This window comes from Streptomyces sp. V3I7 (assembly GCF_030817495.1).
Taxonomy (GTDB): domain Bacteria; phylum Actinomycetota; class Actinomycetes; order Streptomycetales; family Streptomycetaceae; genus Streptomyces.
Genome location: NZ_JAUSZK010000001.1, coordinates 2,886,876 through 2,901,829, shown reverse-complemented (window position 1 = coordinate 2,901,829; position 14,954 = coordinate 2,886,876). Strand labels below are relative to the sequence as shown.

The following is a 14,954-nucleotide window of genomic DNA, read 5'->3' as shown; positions in this document are numbered from 1 at the left end:
GGGACAACGGGCGGGAACGGCATCGGAAGTCACCACCTGCGGCGAGGAATCGGCTGGCGATCCCCACAATGAGGCCTCACGCCGAAGCTCGCCGGAGCCCGTGGGCTACCGGCCGGTTGTGGACAACTCGCTCACCCGAACGGGACGTTCCGCACCGCCACTGGCAACGCCGCCGTCGCGTTGTCCGGCAGCACCGCCACCAGCGACGCCGCCGCCCGAGCCCGCCTCCCCACTAAGGCCACTAAGGCCCACTAAGGCCCACTAAGGCCACTACGGCAGCACGAACCCCGGATCCATTCCCCCGAGCGCGCCCGTGCACAGGCAGTCCCGTGCCGCGTTGTCCGGCAGCGCCGCCACCGCGTCGAACAGCACGCCGCGCAGCCGGTCCACGTTGGAGGAGAAGACCCGCAGCACCTCGTCGTGCGAGACGCCCTCGCCGGTCTCCGCGCCCGCGTCGAGATCGGTGACCAGGGTCAACGACGTGTAGCAGAGCTCCAGTTCACGGGCGAGCGCCGCCTCGGGGTGGCCGGTCATGCCGACCACCGACCAGCCCTGCGCCTGGTGCCACAGGGACTCGGCGCGGGTGGAGAAGCGCGGCCCCTCGACCACGACCAGCGTGCCGCCGTCCACGGGCTCCCAGTCCCGGCCGTGCGCCGCCTTCAGCGAGGCGGCCCGGCCGGTAGGGCAGTAGGGGTCGGCCAGCGACACGTGCACCACGTTCGGCACGGTGCCGTCGGGCAGCGGCAGCCCGTCGAAGTACGTCTGCGCGCGGGACTTCGTACGGTCCACGAACTGGTCCGGTACGAGCAGGGTGCCCGGCCCGTACTCGGGGCGCAGACCGCCCACCGCGCAGGGGCCGAGGACCTGGCGGACGCCGAGGGAGCGCAGCGCCCAGAGATTGGCCCGGTAGTTGATGCGGTGCGGCGGCAGGTGGTGGCCGCGTCCGTGCCGGGGCAGGAAGGCGACCCGCCGGCCCGCGATCTCGCCGAGGAAGAGGGAGTCGCTGGGCGGCCCGTAGGGGGTGTCCACCTGGATCTCGGTCACGTCGTCCAGGAACGAGTAGAAGCCCGAGCCGCCGATTACGCCGATCTCTGCGTTCGCCATGGTGAGCACACTAGCCGCCCGCCAAAACGCGGGGGAATCCCCACCGGGGAACGCCGCAGACCCCGCCGTCGGCCGACGGCAGGGTCTGCGGGAGGTGTCTCAGGCGGCCGGGCTCGACGAGCTCGACGACGAGGAGGACGACGAGGACGTCTTCGAGTCGGAGGAGGACGAAGACGAGGTCGACGAGGACGACGAGGACGAAGAGCTCGACGACTTCGAGGCCGTGCTGCTGCTCGACGAGGAGCCGCGGCTGTCGTTGCGGTAGAAGCCGGAGCCCTTGAAGACGATGCCGACGGCCGAGAACACCTTCTTCAGGCGGCCGGCGCAGCTGGGGCACTCGGTGAGGGCGTCGTCGGTGAACTTCTGCACCGCCTCGAGGCCCTCGCCGCACTCGGTGCACTGGTACTGGTAGGTCGGCACTGTCTTCCTCCTGGCACTCTCACTCGATGAGTGCTAACGACGATCCAGTGTGACGTATTCCGGTGGATCAGTCCACCGGGACCGCCGCGCGGTGACCCACACCACGCGTCACGGTGCGGCTCTCGCTCCGGGCGGCCAGCCGCGAGCGCAGCGCCACCAGCGTGGCCAGGGCGAGCACGGTCCCCGCCATCGGCACCAGGAAACCGGCGCCTCCCCACAGGCGGTCCTCCAACTGCCCGGCGACGGTGACCGCGGCCGCCTGGCCGAGTGCGACGGCCCCGGTCAGCCAGGTGAACGCCTCGGTGCGGGCCCCGGCCGGGACCAGGCCCTCGACCAAGGTGTAACCGGTGATCAGAGCGGGCGCGATACACATGCCGACCAGCAGGCCGAGGCCCGCCAGGGCGAGCACCGAGTGGGCGGCCCACAGGGCGGACGCGGTCAGGGCGAGCGCCGCGTAGCCGAGGACGAGGCGCCGCTGCGGTGCGCTCTTCCAGGCGATCGCGCCGCAGACGACGCCGGAGAGCATGTTGCCCGCGGCGAAGACGCCGTACAGGACGCCGTTCAGGCCGGGTTCGCCGAGGGACTGGGTGAACGCGGCGAGCGAGACCTGCATGCCGCCGAAGACGGAGCCGATGCCCAGGAAGGCGGCCACCAGGGCGCGCACCCCGGGGACGCGCAGCGCGGAAGCGTGCTGCACGCGCGCGTGCCGGTCGTCGTTCACCGGCGGCTGTGTGCTCTTGCGCGCGGCGAACAGCAGGCCGCCGACGAGGGTCAGCCCGGCCTCGGCGACCAGACCGGCGGCCGGGTGGACGCCGGTGCACAGGGCCGTCGCCAGCAGCGGGCCGACGACGAAGGTCAGTTCGTCCGTGACGGACTCGAAGGCCGCCGCGGTGGCCATCAGGGGCGACCGGCCGAGGGTGACGCCCCAGCGGGCGCGCACCATGGGGCCGATCTGCGGCACCGAGGCGCCGGTCGGCACGGCCGCCGCGAACAGCGTCCACAAGGGCGCGTGCGACAGGGCGAGCGCCGTCATCCCCAGGGCGGACAGCGCGTGCACAAGGACGCCGGGGGTCAGCACCGTGCGCTGGCCGTAGCGGTCGGCGAGGCGGCCGCTGTACGGGGCGAACAGCGCCATGGAGACGCCGGTGGCGGCGGCCGTCGCGCCCGCGGCGCCGTACGACCCGGTGGTGTGCCGTACGAGCAGTACGAGGGAGAGGGTGAGCATCGCGAACGGCTGGCGGGCCGCGAAGCCGGGGAGCAGGAACGTCCAGGCGCCGCGGGTGCGCAGCAGCTGCCCGTAGCCCGGGCGCGACGGTGCGGCCGTGTTCTCGGACGGCTCGGTGGTGACCGTGGATGCCACGGCCGTGCCTTTCTGCCGCCTGGTAGCGCGGCCCCTTGTGATGGGTCGTTCGCCTCCGGGGCAGCGCGCCCCGTCGGCTCACTCGCCTCGCGGGGAGCGCCGAGAGCTGTCCTCTTGCGCGGAACTGCGGTAGATACCGAGGCCCATGGAAAGGGGGCGTCCCGGCCGCCATACGGTCGCGCCAGCTCTGCGTCAGGCAGAGTTGGTTCGATCAGGTGCCCTCATGGTACGTGCACCCCCGCGTCCCGCCGAAAACCCCCTGCCCGCGCGCGGGCGTCTCCGCGCTCAGCTCCCGCTCTCAGCTCCCCGCGCCCAGCCAGTCGGCCAGCTTGCCGCCCCGGCCGACCGCGCGCAGCCGGCGTTCGGCGGAGTCGCGGACGGGGTCGGTGGCGACCACGAGCAGTTCGTCCCCGTGCCGCAGGACCGTCGTCGGCGTGGGCACGAACGATTTTCCGTCACGGACGACGAGGGTGACGGCGGCCCCCGGCGGCAGGCGCAGCTCGCCCACCTCGACGCCGTGCATCCGCGAGTCCTCCGGGATCGCGACCGACAGCAGGTGTCCGCGCAGCCGCTCCAGGGGTGCCGACTCGATGCCGAGGTCGGCCGCGCTCGTGTCCTCGCCGAGCCGCAGCCTGCGGGCCAGCCAGGGCAGCGTCGGTCCCTGGACGAGGGTGAAGACGACCACCAGCACGAAGACGATGTTGAAAATGCGCTGGCTGCCCGCGACGCCGTTCACCATCGGGATCGTCGCCAGGATGATGGGGACCGCGCCGCGCAGCCCGGCCCAGGACATCAGCGCCTGCTCGCGCCACGGCACCCGGAACGGCACCAGGCTGAGCACCACGCTCAGCGGGCGCGCCAGCAGGGTCAGCACCAGGCCGATGACCAGGCCCGGCCAGATGTCGTCGAGCAGGTCGTGCGGCGTGACGAGCAGGCCGAGCAGGACGAACATGCCGATCTGGGCGATCCAGCCGAGTCCCTCGGCGAAGCCGCGGGTGGCCGGCCAGTGCGGCAGCTTGGCGTTGCCGAGCAGCATCGAGGCGAGGTAGACGGCGAGGAATCCGCTGCCGTGTGCGAGTGCGCCCGCCGCGTACGCGGTCACGGCGATCGCCATCACGGCGATCGGGTACAGGCCCGAGGCGGGCAGCGCCACGCGCCTGAGGCCCCAGGCACCGAGCCAGCCCACCGAGAGGCCCATGGCCGCGCCGATCGCCAGTTCCAGGACGATCTCGCCGAGCAGGACGTACCAGTGCTCGAACGGTCCCGCGGTGGAGAAGGCCACGACCAGGATGACCACCGGGGCGTCGTTGAAGCCCGACTCCGCCTCCAACGTGCCCGTCACGCGCGCGGGGAGCGGAATTCTGCGCAGCACGGAGAACACCGCCGCCGCGTCCGTCGAGGACACCACCGCACCGATGATGAGCGCCTGCCGCCACTCCAGCCCGATCAGACAGTGCGCGCCCACCGCCGTCACACCGACGCTCACCGCGACGCCGACCGTCGCCAGGGTCGAGGCGGCCGGCAGCGCGGGGCGGATCTCCTTCCACTTCGTGCCCAGGCCGCCTTCGGCCAGGATCACGACGAGGGCCGCGTAGCCGATGACCTGGGTCAGCTCGGCGTTGTTGAACCGGATGCCGCCGATGCCGTCCGCGCCCATGAGGATGCCTATCCCGAGATACACGAGCAGGCTGGGCAAGCCGCTGCGTGAGGAGATCCGGACCGCCGCGACGGCGACGAGCAGGACGACGGAGCAGATGAGCAGGAGCTGGTTGAGGTGCTGGACAGTCAGCGGCGGTTCCCTTCACTGGCTCGCGCGGGCGGCGCGACGCTCACGTGCCCAGGGTCCCTGACGCTCACGTACACAAGGTGACGCTCACGTCCACAGGACCCCGCACGTGCACAAGATCTGAGGATGGGGCATTCCGCACCCAAGTACTTCGTTACCTTACCTAACTCTTGACGCTTTCTTGATGCCCGCCGAGGCAGGATCTGGCGTTGCCCCGTGCCCGGTTCCGGACTCCGCGTCAAGCGGTACCGGGCCCTGCGCCTATGGTTGCTCCAGCGCTCATTCATAGTCACAGCCCGACCTGCCGCTCGCGTTAGGACAGCAAGGACAGCGATGCCCCCGAATACCACCGCCACAGGTGACAAGCCCGGCAAGTCCGGCAGGAAGAAGGGGCGCAGAGCCCGTCTGATCGTGTTGGTGCTGGTTCTGGCCGTAGTCGCAGGCACGGCCACCGGCGCCTACTGGTCGGTCAGCGCCGTCCGCTCCTCCTTCCCGCAGACCAAGGGTTCGATCACTCTCGACGGCCTCTCAGGCCCGGTCGAGGTGAAGCGGGACGGTCACGGCATCCCGCAGATCTACGCCTCGTCCGACGCCGACCTCTTCATGGCGCAGGGCTTCGTCCAGGCGCAGGACCGGTTCTACGAGATGGACGTGCGCCGGCACATGACCGCCGGGCGCCTGTCGGAGATGTTCGGCAAAAGCCAGGTCTCCAACGACGAGTTCCTGCGCACCATGGGCTGGGACCGGGTCGCCAAGGAGGAGTACGACACCAAGCTGTCGGCCTCCGCGAAGTCCTACCTTCAGGCCTACTCCAAGGGAGTCAACGCCTACCTCAAGGGCAGGAGCGGCCGGGACATCTCGCTGGAGTACGCGGCCCTCGGGTTCACCAACGACTACAAGCCGCAGGCGTGGACCCCGGTCAACTCGATCTCGTGGCTGAAGGCGATGGCCTGGGACCTGCGCGGCAACATGCAGGACGAGATCGACCGCGCGCTGATGACGAGCCGTCTCGGCCCGCAGCAGATCAAGGAGCTGTACCCGGACTACCCGTACGCCCGGAACAAGGCGATCGTCCAGCAGGGCCAGTACAACGCGCTCGCCAAGGCGTTCGAGGAGGGCGGCTCCGGCAGCGGTACGAGCGGCTCCGGCGGCGGTACGCAGGGCACGGCCGGCCACGCGCGCACGGCCGCCTCCTCGGGCCCGGCGGGCGGCTCCGGCGCCACCGGCACGCAGGCCGCCGCGGGCTCGTCGATGACCAGTCAGCTCTCGCGCCTGTACCGCGTGCTCGATCACGTCCCCACCGCCGTGGGCGTCAACGGCCAGGGCATCGGCTCCAACTCGTGGGTCGTCGGCGGCAGCCACACCATCACCGGCAAGCCGCTGCTGGCCAACGACCCGCACCTGTCGGCCGGACTGCCGTCCGTCTGGTACCAGATGGGCCTGCACTGCCGCAGCGTCTCGCCGACGTGCCAGTACGACGTCACGGGCTACACCTTCGCCGGCATGCCCGGTGTGATCATCGGCCACAACGCCGACATCGCCTGGGGCATGACCAACTCCGAGGTCGACGTCACCGACCTCTACCTGGAGAAGCTCAGCGGCGAGGGCTACCTCTACGACGGCAAGGTCAAGCCGTTCACCAGCCGCGAGGAGACGATCAAGGTCGCCGGCGGGGCGTCCAAGAAGATCGTCGTCCGGGCGACCGACAACGGGCCCCTGCTGTCCGACCGTGACGGCGAGCTCGTCAAGGTCGGCAGGAAGGCCAACGTCGACACCGCCGCCCCCGACCGCGGCGACGGCTACGGCATCTCCCTCAGGTGGACGGCCCTGGAGCCGGGCACCTCGATGGACGCTGTCTTCGCCATGGACAAGGCCTCCGACTGGCACTCCTTCCGCGAGGCGGCCGGGCTGTTCGACGTGCCCTCGCAGAACCTGATCTACGCCGACACCAAGAACAACATCGGCTACACGCTGCCCGGCCGGATCCCCACGCGCCCGAGCGGCGACGACGGCTCCGTCCCGGCGCCGGGCTGGGACCCCAAGTACCGCTGGACCGGCTACGTCCCGCAGAGCGAGCTGCCCCAGGAGTACAACCCCGCGCGCGGGTACATCGTCACCGCCAACCAGGCCGTGGTCGACCAGGCCAAGTACCCCTACACGCTCACCACGGACTGGGGCTACGGCACCCGCAGCCAGCGCATCGCCGACCTGATCGAGTCGAAGATCAACGGCGGCGGCAAGATCTCCACCGACGACATGCGCCAGATGCAGCTGGACAACAGCAGCGAGATCGCCAAGCTGCTCGTGCCCCGGCTGCTGAAGATCAACCTGGACGACAAGGACGTCCGGGACGCGCAGAAGCTGCTGGAGGGCTGGGACTACACCCAGGACGCCGACTCCGCCGCGGCCGCCTACTTCAACGCGGTGTGGCGCAACATCCTCAAGCTCGGCTTCGGCAACAAGCTCCCCAAGGAGCTGCGGGTCAAGGGCCAGTGCCTGTGGGTCGAGAAGGCCGACAGCACCGGTCCGGTCGACGACGACACCAAGGTGCGCGAGTGCGGCGAGCGCGACGCCACGCAGGCGCAGCCGGACGGCGGCGACCGCTGGTCCGAGGTCGTCCGCACGCTGCTGGACAAGCCCGACAGCGACTGGTGGAAGACGCCGGCGTCGGGCACCCGCCCCAAGGCCGACAACCGCGACGAGCTCTTCGCCCGCGCGATGATCGACGCCCGCTGGGAGCTGACCGCCAAGCTCGGCAAGGACATCGACACCTGGAGCTGGGGCCGGCTGCACCGTCTGTTCCTGAAGAACCAGATCCTGGGCACCGAGGGCCCCGGCGTCGTCCAGTACGCCCTCAACCGCGGCCCCTGGAAGCTCAGCGGCGGCGAGGCGACGGTCAACGCGTCCGGCTGGAACGCCGCGGGCGGATACGGCGTCGTCTGGGTGCCGTCGATGCGGATGGTGGTCAACCTCGGCGACCTCGACAAGTCCCGGTGGATCAACCTCACCGGCGCCTCCGGGCACGCCTACAGCGCGCACTACGTCGACCAGACGGACAAGTGGGCCAAGGGCGAGCTGCTGCCGTGGTCGTTCTCGGAGAAGGCGGTCGGCGGCACCACGAGCGACACACTGGCGCTCAAGCCCTGAGCCGCTGACGGCAGTTCGGTGAGCCGCCGAAAGGGCCCTCCACGCGCGCGTGGAGGGCCCTTTCGTCATGTACGGGCGCGGTCAGGGGCGCCTTTCGAAGCGGCGCACGCCCGTCGGCGTCACCACGGCATGTACGGGCGCGGTCAGGGGCGCCCTCCGAAGCGGCGCACGCCCGTCGGCGTCACCACGGCGTGCACCGGCCGGTCGTGCGCCTGGGCGGGAACCCGCTCGACGACCTCCGCGTCGTACAGCAGCACCACCAGCGAGGGCCGGGCGCCCGCGCGTTCCAGCCGGGCCAGCACCCGGTCGTACGACCCGCCGCCGCGCCCCAGTCGCATCCCGCGCGCGTCCACCGCGAGGCCGGGCAGCAGGACGGCGTCGGCGGAGGTCACGGCGTCGGGTCCGAGACGCTCGCCCGCGGGCTCGAACAGCGCCATCTTCCCGCCGTGTTGGACCCGGGCGAGGGAGTCCGCGCCCGTATAGGCGCCCCAGTCCAGGTCGTTGTCCGGCAGCAGCGCGGGCAGCAGGACGCGCACGCCCCGCGCGCGGAGCGCGTCCAGCAGGGCGAGCGTGCCGGGTTCGGCGCCCACGGAGACGTACGCCGCCACCGTGCGCGCCCCGGCCAGTTCGGGCAGTTCGAGCGCGCGCCGGGCCAGCGCGGCGGCGGCCTCCGCGACGACATCCGCCGTCAACCCGCTCCTCACCGCGAGGAGCGCTCGCCGCAACGTTCGTTTGTCAGGCTCGCCTTCGGATGGGCGTCCGAGGTGTTCCACGGGTCGTTCCCGCACCCTTCATGCTCTGCTCATCTGAGGTCAATGCTCATATGAGCATCAATTAACCGGAGCCGCAGATTCCGTCTCAAGGCACCGGATATGGTGGCGGGCATGACTCAGTCGCACGCCAGGATCACCAAGGCTGTCATTCCCGCAGCAGGCCTCGGTACCCGGTTCCTGCCGGCCACCAAGGCCACTCCCAAGGAAATGCTGCCGGTCGTGGACAAGCCCGCGATCCAGTACGTGGTCGAGGAGGCCGTCTCCGCGGGTCTCGACGACGTCCTCATGATCACCGGACGCAACAAGCGCCCGCTGGAGGACCACTTCGACCGCAACTACGAGCTCGAGTCGGCGCTGCAGAAGAAGGGCGACGCCGGCCGGCTCGCCAAGGTCCAGGAGTCCAGCGACCTCGCGACCATGCACTACGTCCGGCAGGGCGACCCCCGTGGCCTCGGCCACGCGGTGCTGTGCGCGGCCCCGCACGTCGGCCAGGAGCCCTTCGCCGTCCTGCTCGGTGACGACCTGATCGACCCGCGCGACCCCCTGCTCCAGCGCATGATCGAGGTCCAGGAGCGGCACGGCGGCAGCGTCATCGCGCTCATGGAGGTCGCGCCCGAGCAGATCCACCTCTACGGCTGCGCGGCCGTCGAGGTCACCGAGGACGGCGACGTCGTCAAGGTGAGCGACCTGGTCGAGAAGCCGGACGCGGTGGACGCCCCGTCCAACTACGCGATCATCGGCCGCTATGTCCTGGACCCCCACATCTTCGACATACTGCGCACGACCGAGCCCGGACGCGGCGGCGAGATCCAGCTCACCGACGCCCTCCAGCAGCTCGCGCAGGACGAGAAGGTCGGCGGCCCGGTGCACGGCGTCGTCTTCAAGGGCCGCCGCTATGACACCGGGGACCGTGGCGACTACCTGCGTGCCATTGTCAGACTTGCGTGCGAACGTGAAGATCTGGGACCGGACTTCCGGACCTGGCTTCGCAGTTACGTAGCCGAGGAGATGCAATAACGTTGAGTAGCGCCGCGACCCCGACCTCCGGTACGGGCCATCTGTGGTCGGTGGACGAGCACATGGAGGACGTCCTCTCCGCGATCCGTCCCCTCGACCCCATCGACCTGCACCTGCTCGACGCCCAGGGCTGCGTCCTGGTCGACGACATCATCGTGCCGGTGTCCCTGCCGCCGTTCGACAACAGCTCCATGGACGGCTACGCGGTGCGGATCGCGGACGTGGCGGGCGCGAGCGAGGAGTTCCCCGCCGTCCTGGAGGTCGTCGGGGACGTCGCGGCCGGCGCCGCGGAGCCGGTCCACGTCGGCCCCGGCGAGGCGGCCCGCATCATGACCGGCGCCCCGCTGCCGCCCGGCGCCGAGGCGGTCGTACCCGTCGAGTGGACCGACGGAGGCCTCGGTGAGGGCCAGGCGACGGGCATGCGCGCGCGCAGCCAGGCCCCCGAGGGCGCGACCGGGCACGTCAACGTGTACCGGCCGGTCGACGCCCGCGCGCACGTGCGCGCCAAGGGCAGCGACGTCAAGGCCGGCGAGCGCGCGCTGGAGGCCGGCACGGTCCTCGGTCCGACGCAGATCGCGCTGCTCGCCTCGATCGGCCACGCCACGGTCCGGGTACGCCCGCGCCCGCGCGTGGTCGTCATCTCCACCGGCAGTGAACTGGTCCAGCCCGAACAGCCCCTGGGATACGGCCAGATCTACGACTCCAACAGCTTCGCGCTGACCGCGGCCGCGCGGGACGCCGGCGCCATCGCCTACCGCGTGGGCGGCGTCGACGACGACGCCGACATCCTCCGCTCCACCATCGAGGACCAGCTCGTCCGCGCCGACCTGGTGGTCACCACCGGCGGCGTGAGCGTCGGGGCGTACGACGTCGTCAAGGAGGCGCTGTCGCACGTCGGCGACGAGGACGAGGCGGGCAGCGGCGTCGACTTCCGCAAGCTCGCCATGCAGCCCGGCAAGCCCCAGGGCTTCGGCGCCATCGGCCCCGATCACACCCCGCTGCTGGCGCTGCCCGGCAACCCGGTGTCGTCGTACGTCTCCTTCGAGCTGTTCGTCCGCCCCGCCATCCGCACCCTGATGGGTCTCGAGGACGTGCACCGTCCTCGGACGACGGCGGTTCTGAAGACGGACGAGGCGCTGCGCTCGCCCAAGGCGCGACGGCAGTTCCTGCGAGCGGCGTACGCTGACGGCGAGGTGACGCCCGTGGGCGGTGCCGGATCCCATCTGATCGCCGCGCTCGCGCACTCCGACTCGCTGATCGTCCTCCCCGAGGACGTGGAGGAGGTCCTGCCCGGCTCCGAGGTCGAGGTGATCCTGCTCGGCTGATCGTCCTTCGTGGCGGCCGGAGGTGCTCCGCGCGCCGTGTCCGGCCGCACTCCCCGGCGCCTGTCCGCCGGGGTCCGCGGAGGTCGTGATCCGGCGCGCGCTCCCACTTGGCGGTACCGTGTCGCGCACAGCAGGCCCGTGCGCCGCACTGCGACGGGCCAGGACCAGGAGCACCACACAGCATGAGTACGCAGGACCGACTGACCCACATCGACGAGGCGGGCGCGGCCCGCATGGTGGACGTATCCGAGAAGGACGTGACCGCGCGCACCGCCCGTGCCAGCGGCCGGGTCCTTGTCTCGCCCCGCGTGATCGAGCTGCTGCGCGGCGAGGGCGTGCCCAAGGGAGACGCCCTGGCCACCGCGCGTATCGCGGGCATCATGGGCGCCAAGCGCACCCCGGACCTGATCCCGCTCTGCCACCCGCTGTCGGTCTCCGGCGTCACGCTGGACCTGTCGGTCGCGGACGACGCCGTGGAGATCATGGCCACGGTCAGGACCACCGACCGTACGGGCGTCGAGATGGAGGCCCTCACCGCGGTGTCGGTCGCCGCGCTCACCGTGGTCGACATGATCAAGGCGGTCGACAAGGGCGCGGTCATCACGGACGTACGGGTGGAGGAGAAGGCGGGCGGCAAGTCGGGCCACTGGAGCCGGGCGTGAACGCCGTACCGTCCGCGTCGTACCGCGCCCTGGTCGTGACGGCCTCCAACCGGGCCGCCGCGGGCGTGTACGAGGACAAGGGCGGCCCGCGGGTCGCCGCCGGCCTGACGGACTTCGGGTTCGCCGTCGAGGGGCCGCAGGTCGTCCCCGACGGGGATCCGGTGGAGGCCGCCCTGCGCGCCGCCGTCCAGGCCGGCTACGACGTGGTCGTCACCCACCGGCGGCACCGGCATCTCGCCCAGCGACCGCACGCCCGAGGCCACCCGCAGGGTGATCGACTACGAGGTGCCGGGCATCGCGGAGGCGATCCGGGCGTACGGCCGGGACAAGGTGCCGACCGCGGCACTCTCCCGGGGCCTGGCCGGGGTCGCGGGCGCGACGCTGATCGTCAACCTGCCGGGATCCGCGGGCGGGGTGAAGGACGGCCTCGCCGTCCTGGAGCCCCTGCTGACGCACGCCGTCGACCAGATCCGCGGCGGCGACCACCCGCGGCCGGACGCGGCCCGGCACTCCGGTTCGTCCGGGGGTGTGAGCTGACCAGTCCGTCCTGGCCCGTCGTGCTGGCGGACGGCGACGTCGTCCTCCGGCCGATAAGGCTGCGCGACCAGCGGCCCTGGCGCGAGGTGAACCGGCGCAACCGGGACTGGCTGCGCCCCTGGGAGGCGACCATTCCGCCGCCCACGCCCAGCGGACCGATCACGCACCGGCCGACGTACCCGCCAGATGGTGCGGTACCTGCGGTCCGAGGCGAACGCGGGCCGGATGCTGCCGTTCGTCATCGAGTACCAGGGGCGGCTCGTCGGGCAGCTGACGGTCGCCGGGATCACGTGGGGCTCGATGTGCTCGGGCCACATCGGCTACTGGGTGGACGAGGCGGTGGCCGGCCGCGGGGTGATGCCGACGGCCGTGGCGCTCGTGGTGGACCACTGCTTCCGCACCGTCGGTCTGCACCGCATCGAGGTCTGCATTCGCCCGGAGAACCGGCCGAGCCGCCGGGTCGTGGAGAAACTCGGATTCCGCGACGAAGGACTTCGTCCACGCTATCTTCACATCGACGGCGCATGGCGCGATCATCTGGTCTACGCACTCACCGCGGAAGAGGTCCCCGAAGGGCTCCTCGACCGCTGGCGCCGGTCCCGTGCACCCCGGAACCCGCAGAACACACCTGGTGGGGCCCCGCGGAGCACGCCGCAGAACACCGCGGAGAACACTCCCCGGAATCCCGCGTAGCCCGAGGGAATCCGACACCCCTGGGAAAATTGAATATATGTTCGAAATTGACCGGCCGGTGACCGTATCGCGGCGCCGAATTCGCCCCCTCGGCGCCCTGTTGATCGGATCCGTCACAAAAAAAGCTCGAAATATCAGCCAGATCGTGCGACACACCGGCTCAATTGGCGGATGGCCTCATGCAAACCCCTCTACCGTGTGAGGCGTGAGCAGCAGCGGCCTCATTTACGCAGTCATTGTCGGGGCCTGGGCCGCCTACTTGGTGCCGATGTGGCTCCGTAGGCAGGACGAGCTGAACGAGGCCCGTCCGACGGAACGCTTCAGCACCGCCATCCGGCTGCTGTCCGGAAGGGCGGGGATGGAGCGCCGGTACGCCAAGGACCTGCGGGCGCGCTCCACCCACGAGGGGGAGTCCGACGCCGGTGATCCGGACGCCGCCACCGATTCGGTGGACGTCCGGGCCTTCGCCATGCCTCCGACCCGTCGTCAGGTGCGCGCGCAGGCCGAGCCGGAGGTGCCGGCCCGCCCGGAGCGGACCCGCGACCAGGCGATCGCCCAGGCACCCCGGCCCGCCCCCGCACCCGCACCGGCACCCGCACCGGCACCCGCACCCGCGGCCAAGTCGCCGTCCGAAGCGGCGTCGCCGAAGCGGGTGCCCAGCGCCCGGCGTACGCCCCCGGATCAGGCGGCCGCCGCACGAGCCCAGCGCTCGAAGGTGCTCGCGCGCCGCCGGCGTACGACCGTGGTGCTCTTCCTCGCCTTCACCGTCGGCGCGATCGTCGCGGCCGTCGGCGGCCTCGCGTTCCTGTGGGCGCCCGCCGCGCCCGCCCTGCTGCTGAGCGCGTACATCGGCTATCTGCGCACCCAGGAACGGCGCCGCTTCGCCTACCAGATGGACCGGCGCCGGGCCGAAGTCGCCGCGCAGCGCCTGCGGGACCGCCAGCCCCGCCGCCGCGCGTCCGTCGACGCGGGCGTGGTCACCGACGAGCCGGACGACGGACCGGGCAGCACCGACACCGACCCCGCACTGTCCGCCGCCCTCGCCGCGGACCGCCGCGCCCTCGTCGAGCAGACCGACCACGCCGAGTGGGTGGACCAGCAGCGCGAGGGCCAGCGCCCCGGGCACGGCGACAGCTGGGACCCGGTGCCCGTGCCGCTGCCGACGTACGTGACCGCCCCGGTCGCGCCGCGGGCCACCTCGGACGTCGACCTGGGCGCGCCCGACGCCTGGAGCTCGGCGCGGTCCAGCTCCGTGGCGCCCGAGCAGGAGGCGGCGCCTGTGGAGCGGGGTGCGGAGGACCCCGCTCCGGCCGGTGGGGCCCGTCCCGCGGCCGACGGGCTCAGCGACGCGCGCCGCGCCGCCTCGGCCCGCCGCTCGCGCGAGCGCGGCCGCACCCCGCTGTTCGACCAGTACGCGGACGGCGACCGCCCGCGCGCGGCCAACGAGTGACGCCCCCGCTGACCAGTCCCGGAGCGGATTTCCAAGCACCCTGATCGGGATGCTAGAGTTTCACTCGTTGCAAGGGCCTGTGGCGCAGTCCGGTAGCGCACCTCGTTCGCATCGAGGGGGCCAGGGGTTCAAATCCCCTCAGGTCCACGCATCGGCCGTTCTTGAGTTAACTCAAGGTCGGTTGACGAGATCCCGCCGATCTTCATGATCGGTCGGGATCTTCGTCGTTTCCGGGGCTTGTTCGAGCCTGTCCGGGGTGGTGGACGGCAGCGGTCCGTGGTGGGGGCTGGGTTGGTGTGCTGCCGCAGGCTGCTGAAGGCATGGCGGCCAGCCCCGGGGCGCCGGGGCTGGCCGCGATCAGGTGTGGGGATTGTTCTTCGAGTGGCGGTTCATTCAGTGGGCGGAGGTGGCCGTCCGATCCCTGTGGGCGGGGCATTCTCCGGCTGTTCCGGTTGTTGGGGGATGGTGTCGGCAGTCGAAGCTGGTGTCGGTGAGTTGGGTGCCGGTGCGCTGGTAGAGCCAGGTTTCGAGGATGTCGAGGTTGCCGGCGGGACCATGAGGGCGACCAGGAGGGTCTGGGCGACCTGGCCTGGTGCCGGGCCGTGTTTGGGGCGCAGACGGCGGGCCGACAGCGGCGGCAGCCCGGCGGGCGGCCCGTGCCGGGCCGGCCACGAGGACAC

9 protein-coding genes, 1 tRNA gene and 3 pseudogenes are annotated in these 14,954 nt (G+C 71.5%); 8 read left to right on the top strand and 5 right to left on the bottom strand.

The features are described from left to right. Positions 1-270: 270 nt before the first annotated feature. The 4 genes and pseudogenes from QFZ74_RS13370 to QFZ74_RS13355 form a co-directional block, all read right to left on the bottom strand. Positions 271-1,104 (bottom strand): S-methyl-5'-thioadenosine phosphorylase, encoded by an 834-nt coding sequence (locus QFZ74_RS13370; protein ID WP_307621044.1) that lies wholly within the window; start codon positions 1,102-1,104, stop codon positions 271-273. 99 nt (positions 1,105-1,203) lie between these two features. After that, positions 1,204-1,524: an FmdB family zinc ribbon protein gene (locus QFZ74_RS13365; RefSeq protein ID WP_307621043.1), complete on the bottom strand. Its 321-nt coding sequence runs from the start codon at positions 1,522-1,524 to the stop codon at positions 1,204-1,206. A gap of 67 nt (positions 1,525-1,591) precedes the next feature. Beyond that, positions 1,592-2,884: an MFS transporter gene (locus QFZ74_RS13360; RefSeq protein ID WP_307621042.1), complete on the bottom strand. Its 1,293-nt coding sequence runs from the start codon at positions 2,882-2,884 to the stop codon at positions 1,592-1,594. A gap of 221 nt (positions 2,885-3,105) precedes the next feature. Then, a pseudogene (locus tag QFZ74_RS13355) lies at positions 3,106-4,673 on the bottom strand (potassium/proton antiporter). Between the two features lie 330 nt (positions 4,674-5,003). On the opposite strand from QFZ74_RS13355, the gene QFZ74_RS13350 reads away from it, so the two are divergent. After that, positions 5,004-7,817, top strand: coding sequence for a penicillin acylase family protein (locus tag QFZ74_RS13350; protein ID WP_307621041.1), 2,814 nt, complete (start codon positions 5,004-5,006; stop codon positions 7,815-7,817). Between the two features lie 143 nt (positions 7,818-7,960). Here QFZ74_RS13350 and QFZ74_RS13345 read toward each other — a convergent pair whose 3' ends face one another. After that, the gene (locus QFZ74_RS13345) at positions 7,961-8,590 is read right to left on the bottom strand and encodes a 5-formyltetrahydrofolate cyclo-ligase (RefSeq protein ID WP_307621040.1); all 630 of its coding nucleotides are present in this window, start codon (positions 8,588-8,590) and stop codon (positions 7,961-7,963) included. 111 nt (positions 8,591-8,701) lie between these two features. Here QFZ74_RS13345 and galU point away from each other — a divergent pair, with 111 nt between their 5' ends. From galU to QFZ74_RS13310, 7 genes and pseudogenes are all read left to right on the top strand, one after another. After that, on the top strand, positions 8,702-9,607 hold the full coding sequence (galU, locus tag QFZ74_RS13340) for a UTP--glucose-1-phosphate uridylyltransferase GalU (protein ID WP_307621039.1): 906 nt from the start codon (positions 8,702-8,704) through the stop codon (positions 9,605-9,607). A 2-nt stretch (positions 9,608-9,609) separates the two neighbouring features. Then, a complete protein-coding gene (glp, locus tag QFZ74_RS13335) occupies positions 9,610-10,932 on the top strand; it encodes a gephyrin-like molybdotransferase Glp (RefSeq protein ID WP_307621038.1) in 1,323 nt (440 codons plus the stop codon). 182 nt (positions 10,933-11,114) lie between these two features. Further along, positions 11,115-11,594 (top strand): cyclic pyranopterin monophosphate synthase MoaC, encoded by a 480-nt coding sequence (gene moaC, locus QFZ74_RS13330; RefSeq protein ID WP_307621037.1) that lies wholly within the window; start codon positions 11,115-11,117, stop codon positions 11,592-11,594. Continuing rightward, positions 11,591-12,131, top strand: a pseudogene (locus QFZ74_RS13325) (molybdenum cofactor biosynthesis protein B). The gene moaC and the pseudogene QFZ74_RS13325 overlap by 4 nt, the downstream one beginning before the upstream one ends. A 20-nt stretch (positions 12,132-12,151) precedes the next feature. After that, positions 12,152-12,824: pseudogene (locus tag QFZ74_RS13320) on the top strand (GNAT family N-acetyltransferase). Positions 12,825-13,029: 205 nt separating this feature from the next. Beyond that, a complete protein-coding gene (glpR, locus tag QFZ74_RS13315) occupies positions 13,030-14,274 on the top strand; it encodes a gephyrin-like molybdotransferase receptor GlpR (RefSeq protein WP_307621036.1) in 1,245 nt (414 codons plus the stop codon). Positions 14,275-14,347: 73 nt separating this feature from the next. Further along, positions 14,348-14,421, top strand: a tRNA-Ala gene (locus tag QFZ74_RS13310). Positions 14,422-14,954: the final 533 nt, after the last annotated feature.

Excerpts from the sequence above, each read along its gene's own strand:
- QFZ74_RS13350 (WP_307621041.1), top strand. The coding sequence starts at position 5,004 with ATGCCCCCGAATACCACCGCCACAGGTGACAAGCCCGGCAAGTCCGGC.
- QFZ74_RS13370 (WP_307621044.1), bottom strand. The coding sequence starts at position 1,104 with ATGGCGAACGCAGAGATCGGCGTAATCGGCGGCTCGGGCTTCTACTCG.
- galU (WP_307621039.1), top strand. The coding sequence starts at position 8,702 with ATGACTCAGTCGCACGCCAGGATCACCAAGGCTGTCATTCCCGCAGCA.
- moaC (WP_307621037.1), top strand. The coding sequence starts at position 11,115 with ATGAGTACGCAGGACCGACTGACCCACATCGACGAGGCGGGCGCGGCC.